Raw genomic sequence first — 18,756 nt, 5'->3', positions numbered from 1 at the left:
TTGCCCGCCTCCGGGCCTCCGGGCAGAGTGCGGAGGTGGAGGCGGCGCGGCGGCGAGCGGAGGCGGCGATGAGTGACCTGACGGACCGACTGGCGCAGGGCCTCCCGGCGGGGGCGGTGGTGGTGGATCCGGACGTGACCGCCGCCTACAGCCATGACATGGCGGGCTTCTGCGTCGCCGGTGCGCCCGCCGCGGTGGTGTTCCCGGAGACGGTCGAGCAGGTGCAGCACGTGCTGCGCACCGCCACCGGGCTGCGGGTGCCGGTGGTGCCGCAGGGGGCCCGCACGGGGCTGTCCGGGGCGGCGAACGCCGTCGACGGCTGCATCGTGCTGTCGCTGGTCAAGCTGAACCGGATCCTGGAGATCGACCCGGTGAACCGCGTCGCGGTCGTCGAGCCGGGCGTGGTGAACGCCGAACTGTCGCGCGCGGTGGAGGAGTTCGGGCTCTGCTACCCGCCGGACCCGTCCAGCTGGGAGTCCTGCACGATCGGCGGCAACATCGGGACCGGCGCGGGCGGCCTGTGCTGCGTGAAGTACGGCGTCACCAGCGAGTACGTGCTCGGGCTGGACGTGGTGCTGGCGGACGGGCGGCTGCTGTCGACCGGGCGTCGGACGGCCAAGGGGGTGGCCGGGTACGACCTGACCCGGCTGCTGGTCGGTTCGGAGGGGACGCTCGGGGTGGTGGTGCGGGCGGTGCTGTCGCTGCGGCCGGCACCCGCTCCGCAGCTGGCGCTGGCCGCGGAGTTCCCGAGCGCGGACACGGCCGGTGCGGCGGTGTGCGCGGTGATGGCGGCCGGGCTGACCCCGTCGCTGATGGAGCTGATGGACGCGGTCTCCGTCCGGGCGGTCAACGAGCTGGGGCAGATGGGGTTGCCGGAGTCGACCCAGGCGCTGCTGCTGGTGGCCTTCGACGGGCCGGACCCGGAGGCCGGGTTGGCGCGGGTCGCGGAGCTGTGCCGCGAGGCGGGGGCGACCGAGGTGGTGCCGGCCGAGGACCAGGCGGAGTCGGACCTGCTGCTGGCGGCCCGGCGGCTGGCGCTGCCCGCACTGGACCGGCTGGGAACCACGATGATCGACGACGTGGCGGTGCCGCGCTCCCGGCTGGCCGAGATGCTCAACGGCGTCGCGGCGATCGGGGAGCGGCACGCGCTGACCATCGGGGTGGTCAGTCACGCCGGGGACGGCAACACCCACCCGATCGTGATCTTCGACGGCGCGGACCCGGAGCAGGCGGTCCGCGCCCAGCGCTCCTTCGAGGAGATCATGGCGCTCGGACTGGAACTGGGTGGCACGATCACCGGGGAGCACGGGGTCGGGCTGCTCAAGCGGGACTGGCTGGCCCGTGAGCTGGGGCCGGTCGCGCTCGACCTGCAGCGGCAGCTGAAGGCGGTCTTCGACCCGCTGGGAATCCTCAATCCGGGCAAGATGGTCTGATGTTCGGAGCCGGCTGATTCCGCCCGTCTTTTCGGTCCGATTTTCCGATGGTCTGTGAATGGCCGAAAAGTCGACATGGAAGGGTGGTCGAACTTTTCGGGGGCGTGTTCCATGGAGGCCCGCGCCGGGGTGGTGCGCCCGATGGTTCGCGTGACGTCGAAGTGCGCGTCCCGGCGGCCGTCGAACGGCCGTCATTCGGGCGTATTCGCAGGTCATCGGCGGTGTGTCGGCGCACTGTCCGGTTCGGTACCCGTTATTCGCGGCCTCGGTGGATATCACGCAAACGGGCGAAAACCGCCCTGTCGACTAGTGCTTTGTCGATTTGTTGCGGAAGGCTGTCCTCCGGCGTCGCTGCCCGCAGGGGTCCGTCTGGCCGACGAACCCCCGCATTCCCTGCACGACCAAGTACGATCAACAGCTTCTTGGAGGCTCACATGGCTCGCATCGACACCCGACGAAGGGTGTCCGGGTTCCTGTTCGCCGCCCCGCTGGCGGCGGGTCTGCTGCTGGCGGGTGCCGGGGTCGCCGCGGCCGACAACGGTGCGGGCGCCGCGGCCGGTTCCAACGCCGGCGTGGTGTCCAACACCGGGTCGGGCAACGTGTTCGGCGGGGTCGACGGCAACTACGTCTCCAACCAGCAGACGGCCACCGGCTCCGGCGCCTCGAACCAGAACAACACGCTCGCGGCGAAGGACAACGCGGGCAACATCCTGGCCGGCCAGGGAAACAAGAACGTCAACGTCATCTTCTCCCCGATCTTCGGCTGACCTCTCGGCACCACCGCCGGCGGGGGCGCCGGGGGTGGACGGCCGCGGGTGAGCTGAGCACCCGTGGAGGGAGATCGGACGAAGGCTTCGACCGGCCGGCGGAAAGGGTCGCCGCGAAACCGGCCTCGTGGGCGGTGCCGCCATGGGCACCGCCCACGAGTGTGTCCGGCGCCGGTCCCGGGAAGCCTGCGGGGCGCACCACCCGTGCGGGCGGCCCGGATCCGCCCACCGAGGGCCCGAGCCCGGAGCCGTCGGCCCACGGCGGTACGGTTGCGCTCCGACAGCGCTCCACGCGCCCGGGCCGGAACGGACGGCCCGGCCGGGGCGGCGACCGCGGCAACCGGAAGGAAGGTGCGCGATGGCGGCGGAGGACGAGGGCCTGACCGGCCAGGGCGGGGCCAGGCCCGCACCGGAGTCGCAGGCCGACGCGTGCCCGGCACCGCTGGAGGAGCGCCGGCCCGAGCCCAGGTCGGTCCCCGAACTGCTGCTCGGCCGCCCGCCGATGGCCCGCCCGCTGCCCTCCTTCGACCCCGAGGCCGCCCCGGGTGAGCCCGGCCCGCTGTTCGTGGACTGGCTCGCCACCGCGCTGGACGCCGGGGTGCTGGACCCGCAGGCCTTCACCCTCTCCACGGTCGACGCCGACGGCATGCCGGACGCCCGGGTGCTGGTGCTGCGCGACGTGGACGCGGCCGGCACCGGCTGGAACTTCTCCGCCGCCGCCGACAGCCCCAAGGGCCGCCAGCTCGCCCACCACCCGGCCGCCGCACTGACCGTCTACTGGCCGCAGTTGGGCCGCCAGGTGCGGGTCCGCGGCAGTGTCGAGCGGGCCGCCGACCTGGTCGCCGCCGCCGAGTTCGCCACCCGCTCGCCCGCCGCCCGAATCGGCGCGCTGGTCGGCCGGCAGAGCGAGCCGCTGGGCGCGCTGGAGGAGTACGACGAGGCGGTGGCGGTGGCCCGCCGCCGGCTGGAGGCCACCCCGGACGCCGTCGCGCCCGGCCACGCGGTCTACACCCTGTGGGCGCACGAGGTGGAGTTCTGGCAGGGCGACGCCCAGCGCCGGCACGTCCGGCTGCGCTACACCCGTACCGGCCCGGTCCGCACCCCGGAGTGGTCCCGCACCCTGCTCTGGCCGTAAGAGCCCCGAGCCGTGCGCCGAGCGTCCTGAGCACTCTGGGCGTCCTGACCGACCTGGGCGCCGGGCGCGCTGTCAGCCGGTAGCAGCGTCGGCAGCAGCGCTGTCAGCGCCGCCCGGTCAGCGCCGCCCGGTCAGCGTGGCCCCCACGCTGGCCGCGACCACGCAGCCGATCCCGGCCAGCTGTGCCGCGCCCAGCAGCTGGCCGAGCACCACCAGCCCGACCAGCGCGCTGACCGCCGGCTCCAGGCTGACCAGCACGCTGAACACCCGCTGCGGCATCCGGCGCAGCGCCGTCATCTCCAGCGCGTACGGGAGCACCGGCAGCAGCACCGCCACCCCGGCCACCGAGGCGAGCAGTACCAGCGGCGAGGCGCCGGGGGCGGTCAGCCCGTCCCAGGCCTCGCCGAACCCGAACGGTGCGAGGGCCAGCGCGCCGACCGTCATCGACACCGCCAGGCCCTGGAAGCCCTGGAAGGTGGCGCCGACCTTGTCGGTGAGCAGGATGTACACCGCGTAGCAGGCGGCCGCGCCGAAGGCGTAGAGCAGGCCGACCGGGTCGAGCGAGCCGCCGCCACCGTCGCCGAGCAGGGTCAGCAGGACGACGCCGGCCGCGGCGAGCAGCGCCCAGAGCAGGTGGGCGGCGCGCCGGGCGAAGACCAGGGCGACCGCGAGCGGGCCGAGGAACTCGATGGTCGCGGCGGTGCCCATCGGCAGCCGGTCGATCGCCCCGGCGAACAGGTACGTCATCCCGGCCGAGGCGACGCCGAGCAGGGCGGCCGCCGCGAGGTCGCGCGGGCGCTTGTCGCGCAGCCTGGGCCGGGTGACGGCGACCAGGATGGCCGCGGCGAAGCCGAGTCGCAGGAAGGTGGTGCCGCTGACCCCGAGCGGGCCGAACAGCGGCTTGGACAGGGCGATGCCGGTCTGCACCAGGAACATCGCGACCAGACACAGAAGCGGCGCCGGGATCCGCTCCGGGCGCCGCAGGACCTTGCCGAACCGGCCGGTGGATCGGCCGGTTCGCACCCCGGGGGGCGCCGCGGAGCCGGGCTCCCCACCTCGTCGCCAGCTGCCCCGCTCGCCGGCAGGCTCGCCCTTGGGGGCGGGCGGCATGGCAAGGGCCTCGGCGACGGCGGCAGCCGAGGTGGGGACAGCGGTTTCGCTGGTATGGGAGGTGGGCATGCTAAGGAGTTTGCCGTAAGGAGTGATGAACGGGCAAGCTCGTTACGAATATCGGGACGCATGCGGACGGGTGCACCCGAAAGGGTGGCCTCGCGCGGCCCGTCGATAGGGTGGCCGCTCACCGAGCACGGAGGGGGCGGCATGACGAACGGCCAGGAACGCCCGGGCGCGGCCGGGTACGGCGGCACCCCGCAGCAGAACCCGTACGGCCCGAGCCCGTACGGCCCCCATCCGTACGGCCCGAACCCGTACGCCCAGCCGGTCCCGCCGCACCAGCCGCAGCCGCAGCCGTACGCCGTCCAGCCCCAGCCCCAGCCCCAGCCCTATCCCCAGCCCGGACCCCAGCCCCGCGCCGTCCTCCCCGGCCCGCTGCCGCGCCGCAACCGCTCGGTCGTGCTGCTCCAGTTCGTCCTGCAGTGGATCTACGCCCCGCTCTGGATCCTCGCCCTGGTGGGCGTCTTCGCGGTCCTCCTCGCGGCCGCGATCTTCTCCAACTACGGTGGTGAGGGCCCCAGTTCGGACGGCTGGCTACGGGTCAACCGCAGCTTCGTCCCGCCGCGCCGCCTACGGGCGGAGCTCACCGGCCGCCCCGAGGACTGGGAGCGCTACGTCACCCCGGTGCTCAGGCGCCGCATCGCCGCCGCCGAGGCGAACCACGCGGCCGGCGGCGGCCGGCTGCAGGTCGACCTCAGCCGCGAGGTGTCGGTCGAACTCGCCGTGCGCCTCTACCGGGGCCTCGGCGCCCAGGGCGTGGCCCGGATCGCCGAGCGGTTCGGCTGGCAGGGGGCGCCGTCCGGCACGGACGCCGAGCGGGTCCGGCTGGTCCGTCGGATCCCCGCCCCGGCCGCGCTGGGCGCCCCCTCCCCGCAGGACCCGCCGGCCGCCCCCGGCACCCCGTGGGGCCCGCAGCCGGGCCGCTTCGCACCGCTGCTGCCGGTGATCTTCCTGCTCCAGATCGTCTACGTCCCGGTGTACGGCCTGCTCACCTTCTGGGTGAACCGCACCGAGCCCGACCACTGGGAGCGCTGGGGCGCCCGCTGGACGGTCGGCCCGCGCGCCTTCCGGGCGGAGTTCACCGGCAGCCGGGCCGCCTGGGACCGCCACGTCCGCCGCATCCTCAAGCGCGAGGCCACCCGTGAACTCGGCCGCACCGCCGACAGCTACGGCCGGCTGGTCGCCCCGGACGGCACCTTCCTGCGCCGCATCCAGCTGCACCGCGCCACCTACCGCGGCGCCGGCGCCCACCGGGCCCTGTGCATCGCCGCCGAGCAGGGCTGGACGCTGGACCCGGCCTTCGTCCCGGACCCGGCCAACTCGCTGCGCCTCTGCCGCCCCGACCACCGCTGAGCCGTCCCGCGACGCCCGGGAGGGGACGCGCCGGGTCCGTGATCCGTGCAACGGGGTCAGGATGCTGACAGGGGTGGACGGAAACGGCACAATCGGGCACGTCCGCGCGTATTACCGCCCGGTAGGTGTGCCGTAGGAGCCACCAGTGCCGCCAGGTCGAGGAGGACCCGTGTTCAGCACGATGCAGGACGTACCGCTCACCGTCGCCCGGATCCTGGAGCACGGGTCCACGGTCCACGCCCGATCCACCGTCACCACCTGGGACGCCACCGGGCCGGTCGTGCGGACCTACGCCGAGGTGGGCGCCCGCGCCGCGCAGCTCGCCCACGCGCTGCGCGACGAGCTCGGGGTGACCGGGGACGACCGGGTGGCGACCCTGATGTGGAACAACGACTTCCACCTGGAGGCGTACCTCGCCGTCCCCTCGACGGGGGCCGTGCTGCACACCCTGAACCTGCGGCTGCCCGCCCAGCAGCTGTCCTTCATCGTCAACCACGCCGCCGACCGCGTGGTCATCGTCAACGGCACCGTCCTGCCGCTGCTCGCCGCCGTGCTCCCGGACCTCGCGCCCACCCTGAAGCACATCGTGGTGGCCGGCCCCGGCGACCGTTCGCTGCTGGCCGGCTTCGCGGGCGGCGTGCACGACTACGAGGAGCTGATCGCCGCCCGGCCCACCGAGTACCCGTGGCAGCGCGACATCGACGAGCGCCAGGCCGCCGTGCTCTGCTACACCTCGGGCACCACCGGCGACCCGAAGGGCGTGCTCTACAGCCACCGCTCGATCTACCTGCACTGCATGCAGGTCAACACCGGTGACAACTTCGCCTTCACCCCGCGGGACACCGCCCTGCCGGTGGTCCCGATGTTCCACGTGAACGCCTGGGGCATCCCGCACGCGGCCTTCATGTCCGGTGCCAACCTGCTCATGCCGGATCGTTTCCTCCAGCCCAAGCCGATGGCCGAGATGATCGCCGCCGTCCGCCCCACCGTCAGCGCCGCCGTACCCACCATCTGGAGCGGCCTGCTGGACGAGCTGGACGCCGGCGACTACGACACCTCCAGCCTGCGCATGGTGGTCATCGGCGGCAGCGCCTGTCCGCCCTCGCTGATGAAGGCCTACGACGAGCGCCACGGCATCCGGGTGCTGCACGCCTGGGGCATGACCGAGACCTCCCCGCTCGGCTCCTTCGCCCAGCCGCCGGGCGGCCTCACCCCCGAGGAGGAGTGGCCGTACCGGATCACCCAGGGCCTGTTCCCGGCCTCGGTCGAGGCCCGGCTGATCGGCCCGGGCGGCGAACGGATGCCGCACGACGGCGTCGCGGCCGGCGAGCTGGAGGTGCGCGGCCCGTGGATCGCCGGGGCCTACTACGGCGGCGCCGGGCAGGACCCGCTCCGCCCGGACGACAAGTTCTCCGAGGACGGCTGGCTGCGCACCGGCGACGTCGGCACCATCACCGCGGACGGCTACCTGACCCTCACCGACCGGGCCAAGGACGTCATCAAGTCGGGCGGAGAGTGGATCTCCTCCGTCGAGCTGGAGAACGCCCTGATGGGCCACCCCGAGGTGGCCGAGGCCGCCGTGGTCGCGGTGCCGGACGAGAAGTGGGGAGAGCGCCCGCTGGCCACCGTCGTGCTGCGCCCGGGTGCGACCGCCGGTCTGCGGGAGCTGCGGGCCTTCCTGGCCGAGCGGGTCGCCTCCTGGCAGCTGCCGGAGCGCTGGGCGATCGTCGAGTCCGTCCCGAAGACCTCGGTCGGCAAGTTCGACAAGAAGGTGATCCGGGCGAGCTACGCCGCCGGCGAGCTGGACGTCGCCACGCTCGGCAAGGAGTAGGACGGCGGGAGGGCCGGTCCCCGTGCGGAACGGGGGCCGGCCCTCCGGCGCGTCCCGGCTCAGCCCGCGGCGGCGACGCCGGCCTCGCCCATCGCGCCGATCCGCCCCAGCAGGTCGACGATCCGGGACTGGACGTCCTCGCTGGTCGAGCGCTCGGCGAGGAACAGCACGGTCTCGCCGGTGCGCAGCCGGGGCAGTTCGCGCGGGTCGAGGTCCACCGAGGTGTAGACCACGAGCGGGGTGCGGTGCAGCCGGTCGTTGGCGCGCAGCCAGTCCAGCAGGCCGACCCGGCGGCGGCGGATCCGGAACAGGTCCATCACCACCAGGTTGGGCTGGACGCTGCTGGCCCGGGCGACCGCGTCGTTCTCGTCCACCGCGTGCTCGACGTGCATGCCGCGCCGCTCCAGGCTGCTGATCATGGCGGCGGCGATGTCCGGATCGCCCTCGACCAGCAGCACCCGCGGGGCGTGGTGCTCGCCGTCGCGCGGGGCGAGGGCGCGCAGCAGCACGGCCGGGTCGGCGCCGTACGCGGCGTCCCGGGTGGCCTGGCCGAGGCCGGCGGTGACCAGCACCGGGATCCGGCTGTTGAGTGCCGCGGTGCGCAGCGACTGCAGCGCGGTCCGGGTGATCGGGCTGGTCAGCGGGTCGACGAAGAGCGCCGCCGGGAAACCGGCCACCTGGGCGTCCACCTCCTCGCGGGAGCGGACGATCACCGGGAGGTAGCCGCGCGACTGGAGGGCCTGGCCGGTGGCCGGGTCGGGCTCGGGCCAGACCAGCAGCCGACGGGTGTTGGCCAGCTCGCCGGACGCGGGCTGCGGCCGTTCGGGGTCCGGGCGGTCGCCCCCGGCGGCCGGCAGTTCGGCCATCGGGCGCGGCGCGACCGGCGCGGGCGGCTGTGCCGGGAGGGCGGGCACCGGCGGGGTGCCGACGGGGGTGCCGACCGGGCGCGGCGGGGTGAGTTCGGCCAGGCCGCTGCCGACCGGACGCGGCCCGGCCTGCTCCTCGGCGGCGGGCAGCGCGGGCCGGGCGGGCTCCAGCGCGCCGCCGGGCTGCGGGGCGGAGGCTCCGGTCGGGGCGTCCGCGGCGGGCCCCGGCGGTACGGAGAGCCGCCGGCGGCGGCCGGTCGGCGCGGCGGCGGGCTCGGCCGGTACGGGCGGCGGGCCGGCGGGCAGGGAGTGCTCCAGACCGGGGTACACCGGGGCGTCGCCCACACCGGGCAGCGCGAAGCCGCCCGAGGAGTCCTCGGCCGAGGGCAGGGCGCGGCGTCGGCGCGGCTTGGCCTCGGTGCCGTCCTCGGCGGGCACTTCGCCCGGCTGGGCGGCGGCGTCGGCGGGTGCGGGGCCGAGCGCGAGGGGCTCCCGGCCGGCGGGCCGCTCCTGCTGCGGGCCGCCGCCCTCGACGGGCACGGCGTAGGCAGGGCCGGACCGGCCGTCGTCCTTGCCCCACGGGTCGCTCTGCGGCGTCTCCGGGGCGGCCAGGCCGCGGCGGCCGTACGCGGGGTCGTTCCCGGTGCCGTTCCACTGCTCGGGGACGGCCCGCTCCACCCTGGCGGGGGCGTTCGGCCACTGGTCGGCCGGGCCGGCCGGGGAGGTGGCGGTCCCGGGGGCCGGGGTCTCGGCGGCGGGGCGGCCGCGGCGTCCGCGGCGCTCGGCCGGGGGCTCCTCGGCGGGGGCCTGCTCGGCTTCGGGGGCGCGGGCGGGCCGCTCCTCGCCCGGGGCGTCGGCTCCGCCCGGACCGGCCGGGGCGCCCGGACCGGCCGGGGCGCCGGGGGCGGCCGGGGTCTTCCCGCCGTCCCCGGCGGCGTCGCCGCTGCTGGGGAGCTGGGGGATGCCCGGCAGCTCGGGCAGGACGGCGCTGTCGCTCTCCTTGGGCCGGTCGGAGCGGCCCTCGGCGGACGCGCGCTCGGCGGCGGCCTTCGCGGCCACCGGGTCCAACGGCAGCTCGACCACGTACGTGGTCCCGGCCTTGCCGGGCAGCTCGTGCGGCTGGAGCACGCCACCGTGGCGCTCGACCACCGCGCGGGCTATCGGCAGGTGGACGGGGCTGCCGCCGATGCCGGGGCCGCGGATCTCGACCCGAGCGACCTCGCCGCGCTGGGCGGCGGCCAGGACGACGGTCGGCGGTTCGGCGGGCGCGGCCGGGACGGGCGGGCCGCCGAGTCCGGGCGCGGTCAGACCGGGGACGGCCAGACCGGGGGAGGGAACGGCGGGCGGGTCCAGCGAGAGGCCGGTGCCGCTGACGTCGGCGACCAGGTGGGCCAGCGCCTGGGCGAGCCGCCGCTCGTCGGCGATCACCTCGACCGCGGCGGCGTGCACCGAGAAGCGCACCCGGCCGGGGCCGACCAGCTCGCCGGCCTCCTCGACGGCCCGGTGCACCACGTCGTCCAGGCCGACCGGCACCCGCTGCGCGGCCTTGCCCCCGGTCTTGCCGTCCTTGCCGTCCTTCGGCTCCCTGCCCTCGGGTGGTCCGCTCTCGCCGCTCTCGGAGCGCTGGTGTTCGAGCACCCCGTCGATCAGCTTCCCGAACCGGCGGCACTCGTCGGCGAGCCGGCGCAGGGTCCAGTTGGCCTCCGGCCAGAGCTGCCCGGCCGGGTCGGCGGCGAGCCGGTCCAGCCGCTGGTTCAGCGCGTTCAGCGCACCGCCGAGCTCGCTCTCCAGGACGGCGGTGAGGTGCTCGTTGCGGGCGATCAGGGCGAGTTCGCGGCTGCGGTCGGTGAAGGTCATCACCGCGCCGACCAGCTGGTCGCCGTCCCGGACCGGGGCGGTGGTCAGGTCGACGGTGACCGGGCGGCCGTCCTTGCGCCAGAGCACGGTGCCGCGGACCCGGTGCTTGCGCCCGGAGGTCAGGGTGTCCAGCAGCGCGGACTCCTCCAGCGCCAGCGGGGTGCCGTCTGCCCGGGAGTGCTGGATCAGCGGGTGCAGCTCGCGCCCGCCCAGCTCGCTCGCCCGGTACTCCAGGATGTGCGCGGCGGCCGGGTTGACCAGCACGCAGCGGCCTTCGAGGTCCACGCCGAGCACGCCCTCGGCGGCGGCCCGCAGGATCATCTCGGTCTGCTTGTGCTGGCGGCGCAGCTCGGCCTCGACGCCCAGCCGCCCGGAGAGGTCGCGGACCAGCAGCAGGAGGAGGTCGGAGGACGAGGAGGCCCGGGGGCCGTCGCGGTAGGGGTCGTACGGGGAGCGCCCGTAGCCGTCGCCGCCGCCGTCGGTGGCGAAGTCGTTGCCGGAGACCTCGACCGGGAAGGTCGTGCCGTCGGTGCGGTGGGCGGTCATCCGCACCGGGCGGTCGAGGGCGTCGCCGTCGCGGGTGGCCGGGCGCATCGACCCGGGGATGCGGCTGGGGTCGAACTCGGGCAGCAGGCCGAGCACGCCCATGCCGACCAGCGAGGTGCCCGGCGCCTGCAGCGCCTGGACGGCCGCGCTGTTGGCGTCCACGACGGTGCCGTTGCTGTTCACCAGCAACAACGCGTCGGGCAGGGCGTCGAGTATGGCGTCGAGGCGAGCAGCGCCTCGGATCGGCCTGCTGCTCACGTCGACAGGTCTCCTCGGCTCAGGGCAGCTCCTCCGGAGTCGGCAGTATCTCATTTCTTCTTTGCGGCGGGGACGACCCGCCTAGTAACGTTGGCGGTGGTTGGTGCCGAACCCCACGGTTGTGGCATCATCACTGACACACGGAACGGGTCCGCTTCGCGCGGGTGCGGTCCATGTGGGGAGGCTTCGCCTAGTCCGGTCTATGGCGCCGCACTGCTAATGCGGTTTCGGGGTTATTCCTGATCGAGGGTTCAAATCCCTCAGCCTCCGCAGCCGGGAGCCCCGTCGACGATCTTGTCGGCGGGGCTCCTCTGCATGTCCGGGGCGTGATCACCGGCCGGTCCGAAGGGGCCGGATCAATCGATTTCGTCCTACGTCGCAGGTCATGTAATGTTGTCCACGCAACGCCCCGAGGACAACGGTCAGCAGGGCGAGCGCTCATAGCTCAACGGATAGAGCACTTGACTACGGATCAAGAGGTTGCAGGTTCGAATCCTGCTGAGCGCACCAAACTCCGCAAGATCGGGTTCGCCCGTTCCTTGCGCTCATAGCTCAACGGATAGAGCACTTGACTACGGATCAAGAGGTTGCAGGTTCGAATCCTGCTGAGCGCACCAGCGAGAAGCCCCCGGCCACCGGCCGGGGGCTTCTCCGTTTCCCCGGTCCCTGTTCCCTGGTCGTTCCCTGGTCCCGTTTCCCCGGTCCCGGCTTCTCCATGACGCGGGTCACCCCAGGTCGGTGCGGTTGATCCAGGGCACGTCCCGGCGGTCCAGGAACCAGTCCGAGCTGGTCAGCGGCCGGGCCCGGTTGAAGGTCACCGGCGCCGGGTCGTGCCGGACCAGCTCCGGGGCGGCGCCCAGGGACCGGAGCAGTTCGGCGAGCTCGGCGACCAGTTCCGGCGCGCCGGAGAGGTGGACCTCCCAGCCGGTGAAGTCGCCGTGCCGGAGCAGCGTCCGCCGCAGCAGTGCGGTGGTCCCGCCCGGGCCCGCCGACGGGTGGGGTACGGCCGTCAGCACCTGCAGCCGGGGATTGCGGACCAGCAGCCGCCGCACCGTGTCCAGGTCGTACTGCCCGGCCGCCGAGCGGGCCGCCAGCAGCACGGTGGCCTCCCGGTCCGGCTGCTCGGCGGTGAGCTGTTCCACCAGCGCCTTGGTCCGCCCCCAGCCGCTGCCCGCGGCGACCAGCAGCAGCGGCCGGTCCGAGCCGGGGGCGAGCACGGCCCCGCCGAGCGGCGGCCCGAGCCGCAGCAGTTCGCCGGGCATCACGTCCTCCACCAGGACGGGGCTCAGCAGTCCGCCGGGCACCCGCCGTACGTGCAGCTCCAGGCTGCCGTCCGGGCGCGGCGCGTTGGCGAGCGAGTACGACCGCCAGACCCGGGGCACCCGGGGGCTGCTGAGGGTGACGTACTGGCCGGCCGTGAAGGGGTACGGGCGCATCGGGGCGAGGGTGAGCACGACCAGGTCGGGGGCGGCCCGGCGGCGGGTGGCGACCTCGGTCTCCCACCAGGCCGGGTCCTGCGCCGGAAGGTCGTCGGCGGCCTCGATCATGATCCGGGCGATCACGGTGTAGGCCTCGGTCCAGGCCTTCTCGGTCTCCGGCGTCCAGGAGTGGCCGGAGCACTGCCGCAGCGCGGCGATCAGGCTGTCCCCGACGGCCGGGTAGTGCTCGGGCGCGGCCTGGAACTTGCGGTGGTCGCGCCCGAGCGCCCGCAGGTACTCGGTGAGCCGGTCGGGCTCGTCCAGCCCCCGCACGATCCTGGTGAGCGCGGCGAACAGCCGGTCGCGCTGCTCGTGCAGCTGGGCGGGGAAGAGCGGCCGCAGCCCGGGGTGGTGGCTGAACAGATGGGCGTAGAAGAAGGTGGTCAGATGGTCGGCCCGGAGTTCGACCACGGCGAAGCTGGCGCGGATGACCGCGGGGTCGAAGGGCACCGGACCGCTCCCGGCTAGGCCGACCGGGCTTCGGTGAGCGCCGCGCCCACGGTGCCGCCGGCCACCGCGTGGACGGCGAAACCGCGCTTGACGAGCACCGGGTCCATGGTCACGGGGACCGACTCTACTGAGCGGTGGGCAATTCGAACAGAGCCTCTCGACGAATCGTCAGGTCGCGGCCGCGGGCGTCCGACGAATCGGCCGGAATTCCCGGCCGTCGGCCATTCGGGTGATCCGGCCGTTCGGGACCCATCCATTGCCGGCCCATGGACGGAGGCGGCCGTTTCGGGCACGTCCCGCTCTGCTGCCTGTGGCTGCCGAACGGGTGGGACGCGGCCGGAACCACAGGTGTCGCGGGATGACCGGTCCGGTGTCGTGCTTCCGTTTTGTCGGATCTTGTGCCCGGACTGCCCGTCACTCCGGCAGCCGACAGTGAAGGAGAGCCGGATGAGCCGACGGTTTCCCCGCACGGCAGCCGCCCTGGCCGTCCTCACGGCCGGGGCGCTGACCGGTTGGAACGCCCCGCACGCGGTGGCGGAGCAGTCCCCTGACGCCTGGTCGGGGGAGCACCGGGCGGTGCTGCCGTCCGGCCTCGCCGTCCAGCTCGACTTCACGGCCGCGCCGGGCGCGGGCGTCAGCGCCGAGCCCGGCCGCCTGGCAGACCGTTCCGGAGGGGGGTATTCCGCAAAGGTGTACGCGGACGGAAAGCACCCCGGCGACCCGGCCCAGGCGTTCCGGATCGCCGCCGACCGTCCGCGGGCGGACGGTTCCTGGCACACCGTCGGAACGCTCCGACTCGGTTTCTCCCAGCCGGTCCGCAATCCCCGGCTGCACCTCAGCGGTCTGGCCGCGGTGACCACCGGGAAATCCGGTACCACCAGCACCGCGGCGCGGCTCTCCCTCACCGGCGGCTCACCCGCCGCCCCCGCCCTGGCCCGCCGCACCGACTGGACCGGCTGGACGGTCGACACCGACTCCCTCGCCCCCGCCGGGAGTGACGGCAGCTCCGACGGTGTCGCGGCCTCCGCCGCCCAGGGCACCCTGGAACTCACCGGGACCGTCCACACCGCGGTGTTCCGGGTCGAGCAGCGCTCCACCGCCCGGAGCGGGAGCACCACCGCCCCGCCCGCGCTGCGCCCGGCCTTCACGGTCACCGTGGACGAGGACCTCGGCACCGCGCCGCAGTCCTACGGCAACGCCTCGCACGTGGTCTCGGACCTCTTCCTGGGCGCCGACGCCGCCACCCCGAGCCGCCGGGAGCGGCCCCGGCCCGGCGGCTCCGCGGACGACGGGCCGATGGTCGAGCTCGACCACGACGCCGTGCGGCGGGGCAACCCCTTCGCGAGTCCCGCCACCAGCCCGCCGCCGCCCGAGCGCCGGCCGGGCCGCGGCGAGTACCAGGGCGCCGACCCGTCGATCCACTTCCCGGACGAGGCCGCGATCGGCCACTACTACCGGCTCACCGTCCCGGTCGCGGTGGGCGGCCGGCCCGCGACCCTGGCCGGCTGGATCGACTTCGACCGCGACGGCCGGTTCGAACCCGCCGACCGGGTGCAGACCGAGATCCCGGCCGGAGCCGACACCGCGACCCTGGAGTGGACCGTGCCGCCCGGCGCCGCCTCCGGCGAGACCTGGGCCCGGCTGCGGATCGGCCGCGACACCAGCCAGCTCGTCCCCTCCGGCGGCTTCGCCGACTCGGGGCAGGTCTCCGACCAGCGGATCAGGCTCACCGTCGGTGCGGCGCGGCCCGAGATCGCCGAGCCGGTCGACGGCGCCGTGCTGGCCGACGCCCGCCCGCGGATCCGCGGCGAGGGCGCGGTCCCGGGCGCCTCGGTGCAGGTCCGGGAGGGCGACGGCACGCTGTGCCGGGCCGTGGTCGAACGCGGCGGCGGCTGGTCCTGCCGACCCGCCGACGTGCTCGCGGCCGGGGCGCACCGCCTGGCTGCGGTGGAGACCACCGGCGGGGGCGTGGCGCTGCACGGCGAGGCGGTCGAGGTCGCCGTGAAGACCACGCCGCCGGCCGCGCCCGTCCTCACCCTCCCCGCCTACACCAACGACCCGGGGCTGCGGCTCACCGGCACCGGCGAGGCGGGCAGCACCGTCTCGGTCGCCGACCGGGCCACCTCCTCCGACCTGTGCAGCAGTTCCGTGCGGTCGGACGGCGCCTGGTCCTGCCTGCCGGTCGAGAACCTGGCGGACGGCAGCCACCGGCTCACCCCGGTCGCGGCCGACGCGGCGGGGAACCGGACGGAGGGGCAGCCGGTCGCCCTGGTGGTGGACACCGTGCCCCCGGACAGGCCGGTGCTGGGCTCGCCGGCCCCGGACGAGGTGCTGCGGGTGAGCCGGCCGACGCTTGCCGGGCGGGCCGAACCGGGAGCGAACGTGCTGGTCACGGCGGGTGCGGATGCCGGGGCGGGGGACCGTACGGTGCTGTGCGGGGTGGCGGCGGCGCTGGACGGGAGCTGGAGCTGCACCGCCAACCGGGACCTGTCGGACGGGGAGCAGTGGCTGACCGTCACGGTGACCGACCCGGCGGGGAACGGGGCCTCGGCGGAGCCGGTGCGGGTGCGGGTGGCGGCCGCGGTGCCGACCTCCGCGGCGGCCGCTCCGGCTCCGGTCACCCCCTCAACGGCCGTCGCCACGGCGGAGGTTGGGCCTGCCGCGAGTGCTGCTCCGACGGTGAGCGTGACGGCGTCGGTGGCGTCCTCGCCGAAGCCCTCCGGCTCGGCCGAGGCCCGGGAGGTGCGGCCCGTTCCGCCGGGCCTGCTGCCGGTCGCCGTCCCTCTGATGGTGCCGTTCGTGCCCGCGCCCCCTGCCGACCCTGCCGCCCCTGCCGACCCTGCCACCCCTGGCGACCCTGCCGCCCCGGCTGCCTCGGCTCCGGCGCCGCGCGGTGCCGTTCCGTCCGCCGCCTCCGCCTCCGCCGCTGCTGAACCCCTGTCGGCCACTACGGTCGCCGGCCAGGGCGGATCCGGGGCCGGCCGGGCCACCGCCCGGCCGCTGCCCGCACCGCCCGTCGAGGGGGCGGCGGCCGGGCGGCCCCGGGAGTCCCGTTGGCACGGCCCGCTCGCCGGGACGCTGCTGGTGCTCGCCGGAATCGGGCTGATCACCCGCCGGGTGTTCGCCCCGGGCCCCGGCGCGCGACGGCGCTGACCTGCGCCGAACTGTCCCGACCATCCGTCCGTGTGGCTGCGCGTCAGGTGACTTCGGACGATTAGTCAGTAAATGTCGACACACCTCGGTTCAAATGTCGCATTTGATGACGTATGAACTTAGCCTGACTCTGGCACTGCCCGTCAGATCCGGGCCGCCCGTTGCGCGACACACCAGACCCAGAGGATCCGTGCATGGACGTCACCCGCGATTCTTCGCAGCGACCCGACAACCTGCCCAAGCCGTTCCCACCGGCCCTGCCGGAACGTTCCGCCTCCGGTGCCAGCCCGCTGGCCAAGGTGCCGGCCGGTTCGGCCGGCCCGGCCGACGGCGGCCCGGCGACCGCCCCGTCGGCCGTCGTCCCCGGCCCGTCCCCCGCCCGTTCCGCCGACCCGCGGGACCCGCTGGAGACGGCCGCCCCGGAGACCGTCGAGCTCCCCGGGATCGGCCGACCGGGTGCCCCCGCCGCCGCCACCTCGCGCCGCCCCCCGCGGGCGGACCAGGCGGTCCGCGAGCACCCCGCCACCGCCCTGCCCGGCTGGGTCGCCCTGCTGGTCGTGCTGCTCGGCCTGGCCGGGGCGGGGTACGTGCTGCTGCGCACCGGCGTCGTCCCGCACTGGGACGTGCTGCCCGACCTGCGCGACGCCGCCGCCCGGGACGGCGGCCGGGCCGAGGTGGACGCCCCGGTGGTCGCCGTGGTCGGCGCGGCCGGCCTGCTGGTGGTGTTCGCGCTGGCCGGTCTGCTGGCCAACGCGGGCGGCGAGACCCGGGTGCTGACCCGCTGGGGCCGCTACCGGGGCACGGTGCGCAGGACCGGGCTGGTCTGGGTCAACCCGCTGCTGCGCCGCCGCCGGGTCGACGTGCGGCTGCGGCACTGGCGCAGCGAGCCGGTCAAGGTGGTCGACCGCACCGGCACCCCGATCGTCGTCCGGCTGCTGATCGTCTGGCGGGTCAAGGACACCGCGCGGGCGCTGCTGGCGATCGCCGACCACGAGAGCTACCTGCGCGAGCAGGTCCAGGCGGTGCTCACCCGCACCGCGTCCACCCTGCCGTGCGACAGCAACTCGGCGCCCGGCCCCGCGCTTCGCGACGGCCAGTGGTTCGCCGACGAGATGACCCGGGCGCTGGCCGCCGAAGCCGCCCCGGCGGGCCTGGAGGTCTACTCGGTGCAGCCGCTGGCGCTGGACTACGCGCCCGAGGTGGCCGAGTCGATGCGCCGCCGCCGGCTGGCCGACCTCGACGCGGGCCTGCGGACCGTGCTGGTCGACGACGCCGTGGAGGCGGCGGCGCTGGCCGTCCGCCGACTGGAGCGCGCGACCGCGCACGAACTGGACGAGGCCGCCCGCAGCGCGCTGATGGAGCAGCTGCTGGTCGCCTTCGTCGCCCCGGCCGGAGTGGCCGCCTCGGTACCGCCCCCGGCCGCACGTGCCGGGCGGAAGGAAGGACGACCCGCATGAGGATAGCCAGCGGCGCGTACGCCGAACCCGACACCGGTCTCGACGCCGACTCCGGCCTGATCGGCTTCGAGGAGCGCCTCGGCAGCATCCCCGCGATCACGGGCTGCGGCTGCCCGAACTGCGCCCCCCGGCCGCGCACCGCCCGGCCAGCCGCGGCGGGCGGTGGAAGCCGAATACACCGGGCCGTGCGGGGGACCTGCCTGGCCACCACCGTGCTGGCGGGCGCCGGCGTGGTCGGCCTGACGGCCGGGGCCGGCTCCGCGCACGCCGCGGCCGGCAAGCAGGGCTGGGACGGTTCGAAGTACTGGTTCAGGAACGGCGCCGGCGAGTGGCGCTGGACCAGCCACTACGACGTCTACCTCAGCCGCACCGGCCGGTCCGGCGGTCCCGCCGGCTCCGGCGCCGAGCCCGTCTCGAACGGCTCGGCCTCCTCCGGGGGCCCGCGCCAGGGCTGGGACGGTTCGAAGTACTGGTTCAGGAACGGCAGCGGCGAGTGGCGCTGGACCAGCCACTACGACGTCTACCTCAACCGCACGGGTCAGTCCGGCGGTGGTTCCGGCCAGACCGCCGAGCGGCCGGACAGCGGTTCGTCCCCGGGCGGCACGGCGTCCTCCGGGAGCACGGAGTCGGCCATCGACTACGCGCTCGCCCAGCTGGGCAAGCCGTACGTCTGGGGCGGCGACGGCCCGTCCGGCTACGACTGCTCCGGGCTGGTCCAGCAGGCCTACCGGCGCGGCGGGATCAGCCTGCCGCGGGTGGCCGACGACCAGTACGCGGCGACCACGCCGATCAGCGCGGCGCAGCTGCGCCGGGGTGATCTGGTGTTCTGGTCGGACAGCGGCCGGGCCTCGGGGATCCACCACGTGGGGTTGTACCTGGGCGGCGGCAAGTTCGTGGAGGCGCCGCGGCCGGGCAGGACCGTCCGGATATCGACGCTCAGCCCGGGCTACTACCCGACCCACTTCGGGCGGCCGTAGCCGCGGAACAGGCCGGGCCCCC

At 75.2% G+C, this 18,756-nt stretch carries 11 protein-coding genes and 3 tRNA genes; 11 read left to right on the top strand and 3 right to left on the bottom strand.

Annotated elements, in window-relative coordinates:
• Positions 1–68: 68 nt before the first annotated feature.
• From ACIRVF_RS15975 to ACIRVF_RS15965, 3 genes are all read left to right on the top strand, one after another.
• Positions 69–1,433: an FAD-binding oxidoreductase gene (locus tag ACIRVF_RS15975; protein ID WP_402817195.1), complete on the top strand. Its 1,365-nt coding sequence runs from the start codon at positions 69–71 to the stop codon at positions 1,431–1,433.
• Between the two features lie 434 nt (positions 1,434–1,867).
• Complete coding sequence (locus tag ACIRVF_RS15970; protein ID WP_402817193.1) at positions 1,868–2,200, top strand: hypothetical protein; 333 nt, start codon at positions 1,868–1,870, stop codon at positions 2,198–2,200.
• Between the two features lie 358 nt (positions 2,201–2,558).
• Positions 2,559–3,335, top strand: coding sequence for a pyridoxal 5'-phosphate synthase (locus tag ACIRVF_RS15965; protein ID WP_402817191.1), 777 nt, complete (start codon positions 2,559–2,561; stop codon positions 3,333–3,335).
• Between the two features lie 117 nt (positions 3,336–3,452).
• Here the strand turns inward: ACIRVF_RS15965 and ACIRVF_RS15960 are convergent, their stop codons facing one another.
• Positions 3,453–4,514, bottom strand: coding sequence for an EamA family transporter (locus tag ACIRVF_RS15960; protein WP_402817189.1), 1,062 nt, complete (start codon positions 4,512–4,514; stop codon positions 3,453–3,455).
• Between the two features lie 141 nt (positions 4,515–4,655).
• Here ACIRVF_RS15960 and ACIRVF_RS15955 point away from each other — a divergent pair, with 141 nt between their 5' ends.
• The gene (locus tag ACIRVF_RS15955) at positions 4,656–5,861 is read left to right on the top strand and encodes a hypothetical protein (protein WP_402817187.1); all 1,206 of its coding nucleotides are present in this window, start codon (positions 4,656–4,658) and stop codon (positions 5,859–5,861) included.
• Between the two features lie 169 nt (positions 5,862–6,030).
• The gene (locus ACIRVF_RS15950) at positions 6,031–7,692 is read left to right on the top strand and encodes a long-chain fatty acid--CoA ligase (RefSeq protein WP_402817185.1); all 1,662 of its coding nucleotides are present in this window, start codon (positions 6,031–6,033) and stop codon (positions 7,690–7,692) included.
• 59 nt (positions 7,693–7,751) lie between these two features.
• Here ACIRVF_RS15950 and ACIRVF_RS15945 read toward each other — a convergent pair whose 3' ends face one another.
• The gene (locus ACIRVF_RS15945; protein ID WP_402817183.1) at positions 7,752–11,219 is read right to left on the bottom strand and encodes a PAS domain-containing protein; all 3,468 of its coding nucleotides are present in this window, start codon (positions 11,217–11,219) and stop codon (positions 7,752–7,754) included.
• A gap of 179 nt (positions 11,220–11,398) precedes the next feature.
• Here ACIRVF_RS15945 and ACIRVF_RS15940 point away from each other — a divergent pair.
• The 3 genes from ACIRVF_RS15940 (at position 11,399) to ACIRVF_RS15930 (ending at position 11,836) form a co-directional block, all read left to right on the top strand.
• Positions 11,399–11,489: transfer RNA gene (locus ACIRVF_RS15940), tRNA-Ser, on the top strand.
• A 164-nt stretch (positions 11,490–11,653) separates the two neighbouring features.
• Positions 11,654–11,729, top strand: a tRNA-Arg gene (locus ACIRVF_RS15935).
• Positions 11,730–11,760: 31 nt separating this feature from the next.
• A tRNA-Arg gene (locus ACIRVF_RS15930) sits at positions 11,761–11,836 on the top strand.
• A 108-nt stretch (positions 11,837–11,944) separates the two neighbouring features.
• Here the strand turns inward: ACIRVF_RS15930 and ACIRVF_RS15925 are convergent.
• The gene (locus tag ACIRVF_RS15925; protein ID WP_402817181.1) at positions 11,945–13,147 is read right to left on the bottom strand and encodes a globin domain-containing protein; all 1,203 of its coding nucleotides are present in this window, start codon (positions 13,145–13,147) and stop codon (positions 11,945–11,947) included.
• Positions 13,148–13,594: 447 nt separating this feature from the next.
• Here ACIRVF_RS15925 and ACIRVF_RS15920 point away from each other — a divergent pair, with 447 nt between their 5' ends.
• From ACIRVF_RS15920 to ACIRVF_RS15910, 3 genes are all read left to right on the top strand, one after another.
• Positions 13,595–16,300, top strand: a complete 2,706-nt coding sequence (locus ACIRVF_RS15920; protein WP_402817179.1) for an Ig-like domain-containing protein — start codon at positions 13,595–13,597, stop codon at positions 16,298–16,300.
• Between the two features lie 194 nt (positions 16,301–16,494).
• A complete protein-coding gene (locus ACIRVF_RS15915) occupies positions 16,495–17,757 on the top strand; it encodes an SPFH domain-containing protein (RefSeq protein WP_402817177.1) in 1,263 nt (420 codons plus the stop codon).
• On the top strand, positions 17,754–18,734 hold the full coding sequence (locus ACIRVF_RS15910; protein ID WP_402817175.1) for a C40 family peptidase: 981 nt from the start codon (positions 17,754–17,756) through the stop codon (positions 18,732–18,734). Before ACIRVF_RS15915 ends, ACIRVF_RS15910 begins: the two co-directional genes overlap by 4 nt.
• Positions 18,735–18,756: the final 22 nt, after the last annotated feature.

Origin of the sequence: Kitasatospora sp. NPDC101157 (assembly GCF_044768255.1) — a bacterium.
Classification (GTDB): domain Bacteria; phylum Actinomycetota; class Actinomycetes; order Streptomycetales; family Streptomycetaceae; genus Kitasatospora.
The sequence above is the reverse complement of the archived record's forward strand: the minus strand, read 5'-3'. Positions and strand labels throughout refer to the sequence as shown.

Coding starts and splice junctions, on each gene's coding strand:
- ACIRVF_RS15910 (WP_402817175.1), top strand. CDS start 17,754: ATGAGGATAGCCAGCGGCGCGTACGCCGAACCCGACACCGGTCTCGAC.
- ACIRVF_RS15975 (WP_402817195.1), top strand. CDS start 69: ATGAGTGACCTGACGGACCGACTGGCGCAGGGCCTCCCGGCGGGGGCG.
- ACIRVF_RS15955 (WP_402817187.1), top strand. CDS start 4,656: ATGACGAACGGCCAGGAACGCCCGGGCGCGGCCGGGTACGGCGGCACC.
- ACIRVF_RS15965 (WP_402817191.1), top strand. CDS start 2,559: ATGGCGGCGGAGGACGAGGGCCTGACCGGCCAGGGCGGGGCCAGGCCC.
- ACIRVF_RS15920 (WP_402817179.1), top strand. CDS start 13,595: ATGAGCCGACGGTTTCCCCGCACGGCAGCCGCCCTGGCCGTCCTCACG.
- ACIRVF_RS15970 (WP_402817193.1), top strand. CDS start 1,868: ATGGCTCGCATCGACACCCGACGAAGGGTGTCCGGGTTCCTGTTCGCC.
- ACIRVF_RS15915 (WP_402817177.1), top strand. CDS start 16,495: ATGGACGTCACCCGCGATTCTTCGCAGCGACCCGACAACCTGCCCAAG.
- ACIRVF_RS15960 (WP_402817189.1), bottom strand. CDS start 4,514: ATGCCCACCTCCCATACCAGCGAAACCGCTGTCCCCACCTCGGCTGCC.